At 54.5% G+C, this 16,141-nt stretch carries 16 protein-coding genes; 11 read left to right on the top strand and 5 right to left on the bottom strand.

Annotation, left to right across the window (positions count from 1 at the left end):
* Nucleotides 1-33: 33 nt before the first annotated feature.
* Nucleotides 34-1,518 carry a chromosomal replication initiator protein DnaA gene (dnaA, locus tag EYC82_RS12825; protein WP_279249933.1) on the bottom strand — a complete coding sequence of 495 codons (1,485 nt, stop codon included), beginning with the start codon at nucleotides 1,516-1,518 and terminating at the stop codon, nucleotides 34-36.
* A 532-nt stretch (nucleotides 1,519-2,050) separates the two neighbouring features.
* On the opposite strand from dnaA, the gene rpmH reads away from it, so the two are divergent.
* The 5 genes from rpmH to mnmE are packed head-to-tail and all read left to right on the top strand — an operon-like array spanning nucleotide 2,051 to nucleotide 5,952.
* Nucleotides 2,051-2,185: a 50S ribosomal protein L34 gene (gene rpmH, locus EYC82_RS12820; RefSeq protein ID WP_279249932.1), complete on the top strand. Its 135-nt coding sequence runs from the start codon at nucleotides 2,051-2,053 to the stop codon at nucleotides 2,183-2,185.
* A 20-nt stretch (nucleotides 2,186-2,205) separates the two neighbouring features.
* Nucleotides 2,206-2,604, top strand: coding sequence for a ribonuclease P protein component (gene rnpA / locus EYC82_RS12815; RefSeq protein ID WP_279249931.1), 399 nt, complete (start codon nucleotides 2,206-2,208; stop codon nucleotides 2,602-2,604).
* Entirely contained in the window at nucleotides 2,604-2,831 is a 228-nt protein-coding gene (gene yidD / locus EYC82_RS12810; RefSeq protein ID WP_279249930.1) for a membrane protein insertion efficiency factor YidD, read from the top strand. The genes rnpA and yidD overlap by 1 nt, the downstream gene beginning before the upstream one ends.
* A gap of 17 nt (nucleotides 2,832-2,848) precedes the next feature.
* Nucleotides 2,849-4,567 carry a membrane protein insertase YidC gene (gene yidC / locus EYC82_RS12805; RefSeq protein WP_279249929.1) on the top strand — a complete coding sequence of 573 codons (1,719 nt, stop codon included), beginning with the start codon at nucleotides 2,849-2,851 and terminating at the stop codon, nucleotides 4,565-4,567.
* 41 nt (nucleotides 4,568-4,608) lie between these two features.
* Complete coding sequence (mnmE, locus tag EYC82_RS12800; protein ID WP_279249928.1) at nucleotides 4,609-5,952, top strand: tRNA uridine-5-carboxymethylaminomethyl(34) synthesis GTPase MnmE; 1,344 nt, start codon at nucleotides 4,609-4,611, stop codon at nucleotides 5,950-5,952.
* Between the two features lie 421 nt (nucleotides 5,953-6,373).
* On the opposite strand, the gene EYC82_RS12795 is transcribed toward mnmE, so the two are convergent.
* From EYC82_RS12795 to EYC82_RS12780, 4 genes are all read right to left on the bottom strand, one after another.
* Nucleotides 6,374-6,838, bottom strand: a complete 465-nt coding sequence (locus tag EYC82_RS12795; protein ID WP_279249927.1) for a nuclear transport factor 2 family protein — start codon at nucleotides 6,836-6,838, stop codon at nucleotides 6,374-6,376.
* Nucleotides 6,819-7,295, bottom strand: coding sequence for a PaaI family thioesterase (locus tag EYC82_RS12790; protein WP_279249926.1), 477 nt, complete (start codon nucleotides 7,293-7,295; stop codon nucleotides 6,819-6,821). Before EYC82_RS12790 ends, EYC82_RS12795 begins: the two co-directional genes overlap by 20 nt.
* The gene (locus EYC82_RS12785; RefSeq protein ID WP_279249925.1) at nucleotides 7,292-7,771 is read right to left on the bottom strand and encodes a PaaI family thioesterase; all 480 of its coding nucleotides are present in this window, start codon (nucleotides 7,769-7,771) and stop codon (nucleotides 7,292-7,294) included. The genes EYC82_RS12790 and EYC82_RS12785 overlap by 4 nt, the downstream gene beginning before the upstream one ends.
* A 124-nt stretch (nucleotides 7,772-7,895) precedes the next feature.
* Nucleotides 7,896-9,887: a sodium-translocating pyrophosphatase gene (locus tag EYC82_RS12780; protein ID WP_279249924.1), complete on the bottom strand. Its 1,992-nt coding sequence runs from the start codon at nucleotides 9,885-9,887 to the stop codon at nucleotides 7,896-7,898.
* Nucleotides 9,888-10,103: 216 nt separating this feature from the next.
* Here EYC82_RS12780 and EYC82_RS12775 point away from each other — a divergent pair, with 216 nt between their 5' ends.
* The 6 genes from EYC82_RS12775 to EYC82_RS12750 all read left to right on the top strand — a co-directional run bounded on the left by EYC82_RS12775 (nucleotide 10,104) and on the right by EYC82_RS12750 (nucleotide 16,122).
* Nucleotides 10,104-10,973 (top strand): alpha/beta hydrolase, encoded by an 870-nt coding sequence (locus EYC82_RS12775; RefSeq protein WP_279249923.1) that lies wholly within the window; start codon nucleotides 10,104-10,106, stop codon nucleotides 10,971-10,973.
* 79 nt (nucleotides 10,974-11,052) lie between these two features.
* Entirely contained in the window at nucleotides 11,053-12,960 is a 1,908-nt protein-coding gene (gene mnmG, locus EYC82_RS12770) for a tRNA uridine-5-carboxymethylaminomethyl(34) synthesis enzyme MnmG (protein WP_279249922.1), read from the top strand.
* Between the two features lies 1 nt (nucleotide 12,961).
* Entirely contained in the window at nucleotides 12,962-13,597 is a 636-nt protein-coding gene (rsmG, locus tag EYC82_RS12765; protein ID WP_279249921.1) for a 16S rRNA (guanine(527)-N(7))-methyltransferase RsmG, read from the top strand.
* A 34-nt stretch (nucleotides 13,598-13,631) separates the two neighbouring features.
* On the top strand, nucleotides 13,632-14,435 hold the full coding sequence (locus EYC82_RS12760; RefSeq protein ID WP_279249920.1) for a ParA family protein: 804 nt from the start codon (nucleotides 13,632-13,634) through the stop codon (nucleotides 14,433-14,435).
* A gap of 17 nt (nucleotides 14,436-14,452) precedes the next feature.
* Nucleotides 14,453-15,355, top strand: coding sequence for a ParB/RepB/Spo0J family partition protein (locus EYC82_RS12755; protein WP_279249919.1), 903 nt, complete (start codon nucleotides 14,453-14,455; stop codon nucleotides 15,353-15,355).
* Nucleotides 15,356-15,732: 377 nt separating this feature from the next.
* Entirely contained in the window at nucleotides 15,733-16,122 is a 390-nt protein-coding gene (locus tag EYC82_RS12750) for an ATP synthase subunit I (protein WP_279249918.1), read from the top strand.
* The last annotated feature ends 19 nt before the right edge of the window (nucleotides 16,123-16,141 follow it).

Here is a 16,141-nt window from a genome sequence, read left to right as displayed (position 1 = left end):
CCGCGCGCTAGAAAGCCAGATTTTATGGTCTGCTCAGGTTGTGAGTGTTCTAAGCAGATTCTTGTAGTCTTCCCGAATATCAGAATTCGTCTCGCGCAATTCCTTGATCTTACGGCAGGCATGCAGCACCGTCGTGTGATCCCTGCCACCAAAACTGTCACCGATCTCAGGGAGGCTGTGGTTAGTCAATTCCTTCGACAACGCCATGGCTACCTGTCGTGGGCGAGCAACCGACCGGCTGCGCCTGCGAGACATCATATCTGATACCTTGATCTTGTAGTACTCAGCCGCCGTGCGCTGAATATTATCCATACTGACCTGGCGATCCTGCAGCGCCAGCAGGTCTTTAAGGCTCTCTTTTATCAGTTCGATATCGACCGGCTTGCCGACAAACCGAGCGCTGGCAATAACTCGTTTCAGCGCCCCCTCCAGCTCCCGCACGTTGGAGCGAATGCGTTGAGCAATAAAAAATGCAGCATCCGGAGGGAGATCAATGCGCGCTTCAGTGGCCTTTTTCATAAGAATGGCAACGCGAGTTTCAAGTTCCGGCGGCTCGACCGCAACGGTTAAACCCCAGCCAAACCTCGATTTCAATCGCTCTTCCAGGCCATCTATTTCCTTGGGATAACGATCGCATGTCAGAATCATCTGTTGTCCGCCTTCAAGCAGTGCATTGAAGGTATGGAAAAACTCTTCCTGGGATCGATCTTTCTTCGCAAAGAACTGAATATCATCAATCAGCAGGGCATCCACTGAGCGATAATAGCGCTTGAAATCCGAGATCGCGTTCAACTGCAGGGCTTTTACCATATCCTGCACAAAACGCTCCGAATGAAGATAGACCACCTTCGCTTCGGGGTTACGCGCCTTGAGCGCATTCCCAACAGCGTGCATGAGGTGTGTTTTACCGAGGCCCACTCCACCATACAAAAACAGGGGGTTGTAGGAGTTTCCGGGGTTCTCCGCAACCTGCTGTGACGCGGCGAGCGCCAGCTGGTTGGACTTACCCTCAACGAAGCTATCGAAGGTATAGTTTTGGAACAGGTGTTGCTGGTGGTGCAGCGAGTCTTCTACATCCACGTTACGGCTGCTGCTTCGTCTCCTGGACACCGGGGGCGCACCAGCTGAATCCGCTGCACCCGCAGCACTGAACGCCTGCCCCGAGAGGACAGGCTCTCGCGCTACCTCATTTACCGCTCGGACCGCAGCGACCGGTGCCGCGCTGGTGGTCTCGTTATTTGTGCTCCTGGCCGACTCACCTATTGCCAAGGCCAAGCCCAGCGACGAATCAGGGTGAAGCTCATCGACAAGTGCTTGTATTCGTTGAGAAAATTTCTCGGCTACGAAGTCCTTTATAAATCGGTTGGGAGCGAATAAAGTCAGTGTGCGCTCATCCCGCGAGGCCTGCAGCGGCCGGATCCAGGTATTGAACTGTTGTGACGGCAGTTCGTCACGAAGACGGTCGACAATGTTTGGCCATATAGTTTCAGGCAAAGGAAGCCCCTTAAAGCGGGTCATGGGGACCTGCGTTTTGAATGAAAATAGGAACTGATAATAATTATCAATAGTTTTTATACGCCGGCGAATGAACTGCCTGACGTCAGGAAAATAATACTCCCGTTTTCGCCAGTTATCCACACCTAAAAGCAAATGCACGTAAATTATTTACTCTATATTTATCATATGTTTAAGGCAAATATGGTTGCTTTTTGATCGCCTTCCGAGGCGCCGGCCCTGAACAACCCCTCCTGTGCATAACCTGTATATATCTTTGGGGGAAAGTGTGTGCTGATGGCCTAAATACCTGCTTCTATTGAGGTTTTATTTTCGCCCTGTGATGCGACAGAGACGAGCGGCCGGGGACTCACGGCTGCCGCGTTGTCGCGAAGCTGAAAACCCACAAAAATAGTCCTGTCCCGATTGAATTAGTGAGCGCATTTACATAGAATGGCGAGCCTTTTTTGAGGCGGGGGTCCCAGAGCGCAGCCACACAGCAACGACTGCGACGCTCGGATTTCACTCGCTCCACCAGCAGTCGGAAATTGACGTTATGAAAAGAACTTTTCAACCCAGCGTACTAAAGCGCAAACGCACACATGGATTTCGTTCGCGCATGTCCACCAAAGCGGGCCGCCAGGTCCTTAACCGACGCCGCGCAAAAGGGCGCAAGCGTCTCTCAGCCTGATACGGGCATCAGGCAGCAGCTTGGGTAGTCACGAAGCGGGCGCCACCTTCGGCAAATTCAAACGGTTACTCAATGCCGGAGACTACAGCCGCGTTTTCGATAAGCCCGATGCGAAGGCCTCCCACCGCAACATGCTGCTGCTCGGTCGCTCAAACGATCGCTCTCAGCATCGCCTCGGCCTTGTCATCGCCAAAAAACATGTTCGCCTGGCGGTTGAACGAAACCGGATCAAGCGATTGGCACGAGAATCTTTTCGCGTTCTACCGGTGACAGCCCCCACTTTTGATGTAGTACTACTGGCACGTCCTGGAATCGCTAATTTGGATAATGCTGAACTATCCTCTATATTGCAGCAGCAATGGCAGAAGCTGGTTCAACATTCTGCGACTAATCGTGATACTAGCCACCGGAAATCCTGATGCGTCGCCTGCTGATTTTTTTCATCACTTGTTACAAGGCCTGCTTGAGCCCCTTTTTGGGCAACCACTGCCGGTTTTACCCCAGCTGTTCCAGCTACGCACAGGAAGCAATCGCTGTTCACGGCGTGTTAAAAGGCAGTTATTTATCCTTGCGAAGAATTGGTCGATGCCACCCATGGCACGAAGGCGGCGCAGACCCCGTGCCGCCCTGCACGCACTCCCACTAGGCTCCTGATATTCGATTATGGATTTGCAACGTACACTGCTCATTGGCGCCATCGCCGTACTGTCTTTCATGCTACTCACCGAATGGGTCGCATTTAAAGAAGAGAAAAATGCTTCTCTTGCAGAGGAGACAACTCGGTTAATCTCAAACGGGAGCGACGCAATAGCTCTGCCTGAATTGGAGGATTCACCTACCGCGATAACCGCAGTCAGCGAAGCCGACCAAGACGATATCCCCAGTGTCCCCGTGGACAAAGACGACACCATCACCCTCGTCGAGGAAGCCGCTAAAGACAATGGCCGTTTTATCGAGGTACATACTGATGTTTTGCAGTTCGCGATTGACCTTGAGGGCGGCGACATCGTTGAGCTTTCGCTGCGCAAATACCTCGCTGAACTCGACGACCCGGAACAGCCGTTTGTGCTCCTCGAAGACAATAAAGCGCTTGTCTACATAGCCCAGAGTGGCTTGATAGGCCCGGATGGTATCGACAGCAACGGCCGCGCAAAATACACAGCAGCAGCGTCTAAATACAGCCTTGAGGAGGGTGAATATACCCTCTTGGTAGACCTCGAGTGGCAAAGTAATTCAGACGTCAAGGTCACCAAACGATACATATTGCAGCGCGGTGAGTACCTCATGGACGTGCAGTATCTCGTTGAAAACAATAGCAGCGAGCGTTGGCAGGCCAACCTGTTTGGCCAAATCAAGCGCGGCAATGCCCCTGTTCCCTCCGCGTCGGATAACATGATGGGCATGCAACCGTTCCTCGGTGTCGCGCTAACTCGACCCGAAGAGCGCTTCACCAAGTTCTCCTTTGACGATATTCAGGAAGATCCTTTCAAAGAGAAAATTACAGGCGGGTGGATCGCTATTATCCAGCATTATTTCCTCAGCGCGTGGGTTCCATCTGCGGACCAATCTCACAACTACAGTGCGCGAGTGACCTCTGGAGGATCCAATATTGCGGGCTTTACCAGCCCACCGTTCTCGCTGGATCCCGGAAAAAGTGGAGAAACCAACGCGCGGTTTTATGCCGGCCCAAAAGACCAGTATCGCCTTAAGGAGATATCGCCTTACCTGGATCTGAGTGTGGATTATGGCTGGCTGTGGTGGATAGCCCAGCCATTGTTCTGGCTACTCACCCAGATACAAGCCGTCGTCGTCAATTGGGGCGTTGCTATCATCCTGCTGACTGTGCTCATTAAAGCCGCTTTTTTCAAGCTCTCTGCTACATCTTACCGATCAATGGCAAGAATGAGAGCGGTACAACCCAAACTGGTTGCCATCAGGGAACAACACGCCGATGACAAGGCTAAACAGTCCCAGGCAATGATGGATCTTTACAAAAAAGAGAAAATCAATCCGATGGGTGGTTGCCTGCCTATCGTTGTGCAAATGCCCGTGTTTATCGGTCTTTACTGGATGCTTATGGAAAGCGTGGAGCTACGTCACGCCCCATTTATCCTGTGGATTCACGACCTGTCTGTGATGGACCCCTATTTCGTGCTGCCGTTATTGATGGGGGCAAGTATGTTTTTCATGCAAAAGCTTAACCCGCCCCCTCCCGACCCCATGCAGGCTAAAATCATGCAGTGGATGCCGGTTATGTTTACCTTCTTTTTCCTGTGGTTCCCGGCTGGTTTGGTGCTCTACTGGCTGGTAAACAACCTGTTGTCGATTGCTCAACAATATTTCATCACACGGCAGATTGAAAAAGCAGCCGCGAAGTCCTGACGCAACTGTTATAAACAACTCTCCAACAGAGAGGGTCCGCTGTGGATGAAGACACAATCGTTGCAGTAGCTACAGCGCCTGGCGCTGGCGGAATTGGTATAGTGCGGTTGTCTGGCCCTGCTGCTGCTCACGTGGGCTCAGCAATCACCGGAACACGCCTGTCGCCACGCCATGCCCACTATTGTTCATTCCATGACAGCCAACAGCAAATACTGGACTCAGGCATTGCGCTGTTTTTCCCTGGGCCCAACTCATTCACTGGCGAGGATATAATCGAGCTGCAAGCTCACGGTGGTCCCATTATCCTCGACCTACTCTTGCGCGAGTGCCTGCGTCTCGGCGCAAGACAAGCCAACCCTGGTGAATTCTCACAACGCGCTTATCTGAATGACAAAATTGACCTTACTCAGGCGGAAGCCATAGCCGATCTCATAGGCAGTAAAACAGAGCGCGCTGCATTGAACGCGACGCGCTCCCTACAGGGAGATTTTTCGAAGGAAATTGAGACACTGGTACAGAAGGTTACCCGGCTGCGTATTCTGGTAGAAGCTGCCATCGATTTCCCCGAGGAGGAAATCGATTTCATTAAAAATGAGCAGGTTGCGAGCAAGCTACAGTCCATCGTAGACAGCTTCGAAGACGTGGAGGCAAGAGCGCGGCATGGCAGTGTTATACAGGAGGGTATGAAGCTCGTGATTGCGGGCAAACCCAACGCAGGTAAATCCAGTCTACTGAACGCTCTGTGCGGGCACGACACCGCGATAGTCACCCCTGTCGAGGGAACGACCCGGGATGTATTGAAGGAGCTGATTCATCTGGACGGTATGCCATTACATATAGTAGACACAGCTGGACTCCGCGACAGTAGCGACGAGGTTGAACAAGAAGGTATTCGTCGCGCGTGGAACGAGATCGAATCTTCCGATCATGTCTTGCTGGTGATTGATGCAACGAGCCCTGGGCATGATGATGATCAGCACCTGGATACCGTGAAACGGGATATTCCTGTAACGGTTGTTTTGAATAAATGCGATTTAACCGATCACCCTGCCGGCGTGGTCAGCACACCCGGGGCTATGACTATCCACCTGTCTGCAAAAACAGGAGAAGGCGTGGAGTTACTTCGTCAACACTTGAAAGGGTGCGTTGGATTAAGTGACGCCGGTGACGGCCACTATAGTGCTCGTCGCCGGCACTTGTTAAACCTTGAGGAAGCGAAACAGCATCTTATAAACGGGCAGACTCAGCTGCAAGACATAGGCGCGGCAGAGTTACTGGCAGAAGATTTACGAATGTGTCAAACAAGCCTTGGCTATATAACGGGTGCCGTGAGTAATGACCACTTGCTCGGAGAAATATTTTCTTCCTTCTGTATCGGTAAGTAATCCACTGCTTGTCAAATAGCTTATTTCACAGTTGTACACAGGGTTTAAAGCGTCACCCGATTAATAACAAGGTGCTATTGGTTTTTCCACCGTTAGAGTCTACTCATTGTGTAATACAATTTACTTGTGAGTAAAACATAGAGTAATTGGGGACGAAGTCGGGATAACCGAATGTTTTATCGACAGGGTATAAATGATTAAGGAGGAAGCTAAAAACTATCACCACTGAACGCACGGCTTTACCACCGCTTACACGCATCAGTTACAGGGTTTATCCGAGCGGTTATCAGGGCAGCAACGCGCTGAATTTAATAGGAAAAGTCTTGTTTTCCACAAAGGGTTGGCGCCCTAATAATAGTAGTAATAATAATCCTATATATATATCAATATATACATTACCTATTTATTTATTTTATAAGACTCACTTTTTATTATTGCTGTCCGTTAATTTTTTGACCTCCAACCACGCCCCTATTGTGACGCCCATGTTGTGAGGGTTATAGGCGTCCTCCTCATAACGAAAGAGTCCCTTCCCGGCGTAATGTAGAATAGTGATATTGGGTTCTTCATAAATCTTTCCATCGCCCAGATCCTCCATTCGATTCATTACCTCGCAAATAACCCAACCCTTGTCGACATCGATCGAATACCAGGTGATGGGGAATGCGGTCATACTACTAGCCGGCCATTCGTTCATGGTTTTCGTGATCCAGTTGAGGATATTTTCCCGTCCCCAGAAACGGCCGAAATGATGCTCGAAATAAGTCGCATCCGGGGTAAAGCAATTAGCCCAATCTGTCCAGTCTTTGGTTTGCGCACCTTTCAACGCGGCTGATTGGTATTTATCAAATGCATCTTCTATTTCTTTACGTTTCCAGCGGGACATGAGTCTTCTCCTTTGTAATTTCGGGCTCTGCGATCAAGAAATGTGCCCTCGCAGTGGCGTTCGGGTTTGTCGCGCTTTCTTGCCAGGCAGTCACTGTGACATTGGCTATTTGTCGCCCCTGACGTATGACCTCGCAACGTGCCCAGGTGTCCTGTAGACGGGATGCGCGCAGATAGTCCAGTGAAAAGTTGATTACTTTCGGCAGCACGGGTTTCTCCATGTGTGCAACCAGATGAATAGCGCCAGCCAACTCCATGAACGCTCCTACCACACCTCCATGAATGGCGGGCAGCGAAGCGTTACCGATCAACTTATCGTCAGGAGGTAGCCGAAATAAAATGCTATTGTCGTGTAACTCTGCCTCTACTCCGAGGTAAACAGCATAAGGAATTTTTTCCAGCCAGCGTTTAAGGGTGGTCGCGTCTGGATCTCTGCCAATAAGCTCAGCCAGGCTCATGCACTGTCTCGCCCAATAGACTTTATCCATTCCAGATCAATATCCATCACCCTGACCCACGTACCGGTTGCTCTTGCAATCGGTTTATCCGGTGACTCACACCACGCGTAGCCATCAACAAATAGTATCTTGCGTGTAGCCCGCAACACCTTGCCGGTGGCAAAAATATCTGACCCGGGCGGTGCTATGCCAAAGTGGTCGATACGCAGGTCCAGTGTTGGCGTCACAGAGGGGGCGATGTCGTTGCTGCATACCGCTGAAAGGCCCAGGGTTTGATCGAGTAATACAGTCAGGGCGCCACTGTGCAGTACACCGGTCTCGGCGTCGCCAACCAACTGCTGCTGATAGGGCAGTCGCAGTGTCAGTTCACTTCCCTCTATCGAGTGCAGCTCCATACCTAGACCGCTCGTATGGGGAATAAAATCCCCCATCTTTGTGATGAAGCGGAGCTTTTCTTCGAAGGTGAGAGAATTCACGCAAGCCTCAGACCATGGTCGAGCATTTAATATGTACTAAAGAAATGAAAAGTGCCATTCCCGGGTGGGGAAATGGCACCTTGGTATGAATAGGCCCCGGCGCGCCGGAGCCGCCAGAGAGGCCTTACAATAACGGCGCGATAACCAGACTGACAATTGCCATCACGTTGATAAGGATGTTCATTGCGGGGCCAGAGGTGTCCTTGAACGGATCACCTACGGTGTCGCCCACAACAACGGCCGCATGGGTATCGGAGCCCTTACCACCGAGGTTCCCTTTCTCAACGAACTTCTTGGCGTTATCCCATGCACCGCCCGCGTTGGCCATCATGAGCGCCATCAGGACGCAGCCTAGAAGCGCACCACCGAGCATGCCGCCGAGGGATGCTGCGCCGAGGCCAAAGCCGACAATAATCGGAGCAGCAACAGCGATAGCGCCAGGCAGGATCATGCGACGCAGGGCCGCTGTGGTAGCGATGTCAACGCACTTGGCGGTGTCAGGCTCGGCCTTGCCTTCCAGCAGTCCGGGGATCTCCCGAAACTGCCGTCGGATCTCATTGATCATATCGAATGCCGCTTCTCCCACTGCTGTCATGGTAATAGCGGCTATCAGAAACGGAATGGTTCCACCGATGAACATTCCCACCAGCACAACCGGTTCTGATAGTTCCAGAGAGAAGTCTGGGTTGTTAGCTTGGATTGTCTCGACGAAGGCTGCAATAATCGCCAGCGCTGCCAACGCCGCAGCGCCGATAGCAAACCCTTTTCCGATAGCCGCGGTCGTGTTGCCCACCTCATCCAGACCATCGGTGATTTTGCGGATATCTTCGCCCATGCCTGCCATTTCGGCGATACCGCCGGCGTTGTCAGCGACGGGACCGTAGGCATCGATTGCCATGGTTATGCCAACGGTGGCTAACATACCGACCGCGGCGATGCCGACGCCGTAGAGGCCGGACAGCTCAGTAGAAATATAGATAATCGTCGCGAGAAACAGGACTGGCAGTACCACCGACTGCATACCGACAGCCAAACCTGTGATCATCACGGTTGCGGCACCGGTCTCGCCGGATTTAGCGATTTTCTGGACAGGGCCTCCGCCGGTGTAGTACTCGGTAATCAACCCGATCAGGACACCGCCGACGGCGCCACATAACACAGACCACCAAATGTGGGCGTCCAGACCCATCGCGCTGATAAGGAACCAGGCGATGATAACGAATACCACAGGTGCCAGCATGGTGCCTGTGCGCAGAGCGGCTTCAGGCGCGGCGCTCGAGCGCACGCGCACTACCCAGATACCGACCAGTGAAGCGAGCAGACCGATGCTGGCCAGGCTCAGCGGCAAGAACATCATAGCGCCCATTTCCTCTGAGCTGATGGCCATTGTTGATGCAATAGCGATGCAGGCAATCATGGAGCCGACATAGGATTCGAAGATATCCGAACCCATGCCGGCGATATCGCCCACATTGTCTCCCACGTTATCCGCGATAACGCCCGGGTTTCGGGGATCGTCTTCCGGGATGCCCGCTTCGATCTTGCCGACCAGATCGGCGCCTACATCCGCGCTTTTTGTAAAGATACCGCCACCGACACGAGAGAACAGTGCGACAACAGAGCCACCCATGCCGAAACCGTGGATAGCATGAGCCGTCTCTGGGTCACCACCGAACAGCCAATAGATGCTGCCTAGACCAATAAGACCGAGGGAAGCAACACACAAGCCCATGACAGAGCCCCCATAGAAGGACACGGTCAACGCCATGCCTTGCCCGTGGTTCTGCGCGGCCACCGCGGTGCGCACGTTGGCTTTGGTAGCGGCGAACATGCCAAGATAGCCTGCTGTAGCGGACGACAGGGCCCCGGCCAGGAAAGCGATAGCGGTATTGGCACCGAGGGCGATGTAAAGACCGATGAGCAATACGGCGGCGAACATGGCCAGCATTTTATATTCTCGTTTCATGAAGACCATGGCACCGAGGTGAATCTGATCACCAATTTTCTTGATGGTGCCGTCACCGGCATCGTGACGAGTCATGATGTGGTAAATGATAAATGCAATGACCAGTCCCGCTAAACCGAGAATGGGCGGGAGTGCAAAATACTGAGACATAGGCTTGCTCCGGGCGTTTATTGGTTGTTTTTTGAACCGAACTGTTCAGCATGCTACCTAACTTGTGATAACAGTGACAAGTGAAAGAAATAATGGCTAGTTTGGGTTACCGGGTTAGAGCAGCAGGAATACCACCGCACGGCAGGCGAGTCGCGAGCCGACGGGGCTGAATTTTGCGGTGAAGCTGGCGACCCGCCGGGGCGCCAAGGAGATGAGATGAACCATAATGAAGACAGATTCGCCGGGGCTGGCGGGCGGTCGATTTATTACCAAAGCTGGGCGCCAGAGACGTCGCCCCGCGCAATGATACTTGTTGTGCATGGTCTGGGAGAGCACAGCGCCCGCTACCAGTACCTCGCCAGCTACTTCGTGGCGCGTGATTATGTGGTCGGGGCTCTCGATCTCAATGGCCACGGGTATTCCGGAGGTAGACCGGGTTACGTAGAGGCTTTTACAGACTACGAGGATGATTTGGCTTTGTTTCACGAGGTGATGGTGGAGCGATTCCCCCAGGTACCCGTCTTCCTCCTGGGGCACAGTATGGGCGGCCTGATCAGCTGTTGCTACCTGCGTGCGACGCAGGATCGCTTTAGTGGAGCTATGCTCTCCGGCGCCGCGGTCATTACGTCCCAGCAGCCCGGTGCTATTGAGATGTGGCTCGTCCGGTTGCTGTCCAGAGTGATTCCGCGCTTGGGTCTGACCCGGCTTGATGCGGGGGGTGTAAGCCGGGACCCGGATGAAGTGACGAAATACGTCGAGGACCCGCTTGTTTACCATGGTGCTCTGAGTGCCCGGCTGCTGCATGAGTTTTTTGGCAGTATGCGGTCCCTGCGCGCGAGCGCCGGGAAGATACATATTCCGTTGCTCATAATGCATGGCAGTGAAGATGCTATGGTAGCGCCGAAGGGATCGCAGCTCCTCCATGAACGGGTGAGCTCCGATGACAAGACGCTCGTGCTGTATCCGGGTCTGTACCACGAGATATTCAACGAGCCTGAAAAAGATCGGGTTCTTGCCGATATGGTCGTCTGGCTGGAACAACACCTTGAGCCGGCACCCACAGGCGTCAAGACCGACATCGATTGATTTTTGATCAAGTGTGCCGAGGGACGTATAATCGCCGCCCCCGACAGAATGTGACAGGCCCAGGTTAGAGGCGTATACCGTGGAGTATCAGGAAAAATTTGATGTGATCGTCATTGGCGGCGGCCACGCCGGAGCAGAGGCGTGCCTGGCGGCGGCGCGCATGGGTTGCCGCACCCTGCTGCTGACGCACAGTATCGATACCCTGGGCCAGATGTCCTGTAATCCCGCCATAGGCGGCATCGGCAAGAGCCAGCTGGTGAAGGAAGTGGATGCCCTGGGTGGCGCTATGGCTTTGGCCACGGATCGCGCGGGAATCCAGTTTCGGATATTGAACAGCCGTAAGGGCCCCGCGGTGCGCGCTACACGGGTGCAGGCTGACCGTATATTGTACAAAAACGCGATACGGGAAATCCTGGAGACACAGCCAGGTCTATCGATCTTCCAGCAGCCAGTGGACGACCTGTTGATCGAAAACGGGGCGGTAGCCGGCGCAATTACCCAGATGGGCGTCGTTTTCAGGGCGCCACGCGTGGTGCTCACCACGGGCACCTTCCTGGGTGGAAAAATACACATTGGCTTGGAGAACAGCGGCGGCGGCCGGGCGGGAGACCCCCCATCCATCGCACTTGCCCAGCGTTTGAGGGAACTCCCTTTCAGGGTTGAGCGATTAAAAACCGGTACACCTCCGCGCATCGATGCGCGGAGCGTAGCGTTTTCCGGGCTTGAAGAGCAGTGGGGCGACAGTCCCTCGCCAGTGATGTCATACATGGGCGATGTATCGATGCACCCGGAGCAGCGCTGTTGCTGGGTAACACATACCAACATAGAGACGCATGAGATTATCCGCGAAGGACTCGATCGCTCGCCGCTGTATTCGGGCGTCATAGAAGGGGTAGGGCCTCGCTATTGCCCCAGCATCGAGGACAAGATCCATCGATTTGCAGACAAGGAGTCGCATCAGGTCTTTATCGAGCCCGAGGGGTTAAGCACTCCCGAGCTTTACCCAAATGGCATTTCCACCAGCTTGCCCTTCGATGTCCAGCAGGCGATGGTTCGATCCATCCGCGGATTTGAGAATGCCCACATTACCCGTCCCGGATACGCGATTGAATACGATTTTTTCGACCCACGTGACCTGACCGCTGCGCTGGAGACCCGGGCCATGCCGGGTTTGTACTTCGCAGGGCAGATCAATGGCACCACGGGTTACGAGGAGGCGGCAGCGCAGGGTTTGCTGGCGGGCATCAATGCCGCGCTGGCACTGCGGGGTGATGCGCCGTGGTGTCCACGCCGCGACGAGGCGTATATCGGAGTGCTGGTAGACGATCTTATTACCCGTGGCACGCTTGAGCCCTATCGGATGTTTACGTCCCGCGCGGAATATCGTCTTACGCTGCGCGAGGACAACGCTGATCTGCGGCTCACCGAACAGGGCCGGAGCCTTGGTCTGGTTGACGATGCGCGCTGGGCGCGCTTTGCTGCAAAGCGTGATGAAATCGAGCGGGAAAGCGCCCGTATGCGAAATAGCTTTGTTCACCCCAATACACCGCAGGCCGCAGCACTTGCAGCCAGAATTAAAAAACCCTTGAGCAGAGAATACTCGCTGGCCGAGCTCCTCAAGCGCCCAGAGCTTAGTTACCACGATGTGGCGGGCCTGACAGGCGACCCCAGTCTGGACTTACAGGCGGCTGAGCAGGTGGAGATCCAGGCCAAGTACGCCGGCTATATCGATCGTCAGCAGGAGGATATAGATCGTCTGCGTCGCAATGAGAATACGCCCTTGCCGGCGGACTTGAATTACGACAAGGTGGACGGCCTCTCGAATGAAGTGAAACAGAAGTTGTCAGATGCCAGACCCGACACCCTTGCGCGGGCGGGGCGATTGCCCGGCATAACCCCGGCGGCGGTCGCGCTGCTGCTGATACATTTGAAAAAACGCGGAGCGCTGCAAAACGATAAATCAGGCGAAGACCGGAAGCTGGCCTGAGTTGGAACAGCATAATCTTATACGTCTGACCCGCGGCTGCGAAAAGATGGGCATCAACCCAGAGCATGACCAACTGGAACAGCTGCAAGCCTACCAAGCGCTGCTTGCCCGGTGGAATAACACCTTCAATCTGACTGCCGTGCGTGATGAGGGGCAGATGGTTACCCGCCACCTGCTGGACAGCTTGTCCGTACTGCCCTATCTTCACTCCGGGCCCTGTATCGATGTTGGCACGGGTGCAGGCCTGCCGGGTATACCTTTGGCAATAATGCGCCCGGAGCAGCCTGTGCACCTCCTTGACAGCAACGGTAAGAAGACGCGGTTTCTTTTTCAGGTGAAAACTGCCCTGTCCTTGGATAATATAGTGGTTCACCAGGCGCGAGTAGAATCATTCCAGCCGGGCAGCCCATTTGTCTCGGTTATATCCCGTGCATTTGCGTCGCTGCAGGAAATGGTTCGAGGTTGCCGCCACCTCGTTGCGCCCGGGGGGCGCCTTCTGGCAATGAAGGGTGCGTCTCCAGGTCTGGAGCTGCAAGCCTGTGCTTCAGAGCGTATTGACGCCGTGGTACACGCCTTGAATGTGCCGGACCTGAATGAGCAGCGACACTTGGTGGAGATAAGGTTACAACCGGGTTGAATCAACCCCTCACTATTTTCCAGGGGCAATACCATTGAGCAGGGTCATCGCGATCGCTAACCAAAAAGGGGGAGTGGGTAAAACTACAACCTGTATTAACCTTGCTGCATCGCTCGCTGCGATGAAGCAACGGGTGCTGCTGGTAGATCTCGATCCACAGGGTAATGCCACGACAGGCAGTGGCATCGACAAAAACAGCCTAACGAGCAGCATCTACGACGTGTTGGTGCACCGGGCGCCCGTCGCGCAGGTAGTGCGGCCGGCCGGCAGCAGCGGTTACGACGTGCTGCCCGCAAATGGGGACCTCACCGCAGCGGAAGTTGAACTTCTCAAGGTCGACAACAAGGAGCGCCGCTTGCGGGCCGCTCTCACAGAGGCGGCGGATCAATATGATTACGTGCTGGTCGACTGTCCGCCATCGCTCAACATGTTGACCATCAATGGCCTGGTGGCGTCAGACGGGGTCATCATTGCCATGCAGTGTGAGTACTTTGCACTGGAGGGGCTGGCCGCTCTGTTGAGTACGATCGAGGGTGTAGCACAAAACGCCAACACTGTTCTGCAGGTCGAGGGTATCTTGCGAACCATGTACGACCCCCGCAACAGCCTGACGAAGGATGTTTCCGCGCAGTTGCGGGAGCACTTTGGCGACAAGGTCTATCGCACAGTGGTGCCCCGCAATATACGATTGGCTGAGGCGCCAAGCCATGGTTTGCCTGTAATGCATTACGACAGATACTCGCGTGGCGCCAAGGCTTATATGGCGTTGGCCGGGGAAATGATCAGGCGTCGAGAGCAGCAGGGTGAGCAGGGGGCGGATGGCGCCCCGGTGAACTGAACTAACGGAGAATCTTCATGTCAGCGAGAAAGCGGGGCCTGGGAAAGGGGCTCGATGCGCTACTCGGCGCGGGCCAGCCCGGGCGCACTGAGAGTGATAATGCGGCGGAGCCGGCCGCCGGGAGTGGTGACTCGAGCAACGGGGACCATGCCCTGAGATTACTGCCGGTTGATCTGGTTCAGCGAGGCGAATACCAGCCACGCAGGGATATGGACCAGGACTCACTGCAGGAACTGGCAGACAGCATCAAGGTTCAGGGTGTGATGCAGCCGATTGTAGTGCGGCCTATTTCCGATAAGCGGTATGAAATTATTGCGGGAGAGCGCCGCTGGCGGGCTGCCCAATTGGCGGGCTTGCAGGCAGTGCCATCAGTCATCCGGGATGTGTCTGATCAGCAAGCCATTGCGATGGCGCTCATTGAGAACATTCAGCGTGAAGACCTCAATCCGATCGAGGAGGCCGCCTCTCTGCAGCGGTTGCAGTTGGAGTTTGAACTGACACAACAAGAGGTTGCTACTGCGGTCGGTAAATCCCGATCGACGGTGGCGAACCTGCTGCGCTTGATGAGCCTGCAGGAAGAGGTGCGCCGCATGCTGGAGCGCGGCGACCTGGAGATGGGCCACGCCCGCGCTTTGCTGGGGCTGGAAGGCCCCGACCAAACAAGCGCAGCGCGCACGGTGGTGGGTAAGGGTCTGACTGTAAGACAAACCGAGGCACTGGTGCGTCAGCTGGTGGAGAGCCAGAAGAACCCGTCAGCCCCGAAAAAACTCGACCCCAACATACGGCATTTGCAGGATGATATTTCCCAACGCCTGGGGGCGCCTGTTGCCATCAGCCATGGCAGCAAGGGGCGCGGAAAGGTGGTTATCTCCTACAGTAGCCTCGATGAACTCGACGGGATTCTCGGGCATATCAAGTAGTGTGGCGCTGGCGGCAATGGTATAGCCGCATCGGCTGGATCAGTGCGAGGCCATTGATTACCCGTACCAAACACCTGGCCTGCAGGGCGCCCGCGCTCGCGCCCCTCAGACAGGCGCTGTGGTTTTTCGAAAAACCACAGTATGTGGTGTAGGCAGTTCAAAAAATCACCATATACGGTAGGTGAAAGCCCGCCACGCGCCCACCAGAAAAACAGCCGGCAAGAAGACGTTTCCGCACAACCTGTGGTCGCGCTCACCGACGACCCCAGCGGCGCTCACAATGCTGTTGAACCGTCTCAGCAATCGCCCTATAATGCGCGCCCGAGTCGAGGAAGAGACCTGTCAGTTAGCGCTGTCAGGTGGAGTGCGAGGCGCAGATGGGTGGTGCTGAAATAGCGCGTCCTGCGGTGCACCGGATTACGCTCGCTCAGTTGGTGTTGCTGGTTCCGGTGTGTTTGTTACTGATCGGAGTCAACAAGGTAGTCGCATACTCGGTATTGGGCGGCGGCTTGATTGCCGTCATTCCCCAAGCGTATTTTGGGTTGCTCGCGTTCAGGTGGCGAGGTGCCAAGACCGCTGCCGCGGTTGCCAGATCGGGATACGCTGGAGAGATAGGAAAGTTTTTGCTCAGTGTTGCCGGTTTTGCCTTAGTGTTTGCAATGGTGAGACCGATCGACGGAGCGGCAGTGTTCGGGGGATATCTCGGAATGCTGGCAGTGCAAGTTACTGGAAGCTGGATGTTGTTAAGACAACAGACGGCGATTTGATGAAACCGCATAGAGTTTG

The sequence above is a fragment of the Candidatus Marimicrobium litorale genome (assembly GCF_026262645.1).
Taxonomy (GTDB): Bacteria; Pseudomonadota; Gammaproteobacteria; order Pseudomonadales; family Halieaceae; genus Marimicrobium; species Marimicrobium litorale.
Note: the sequence above shows the minus strand (reverse complement) of the source record. Positions and strands in the feature narration are given on the sequence as shown.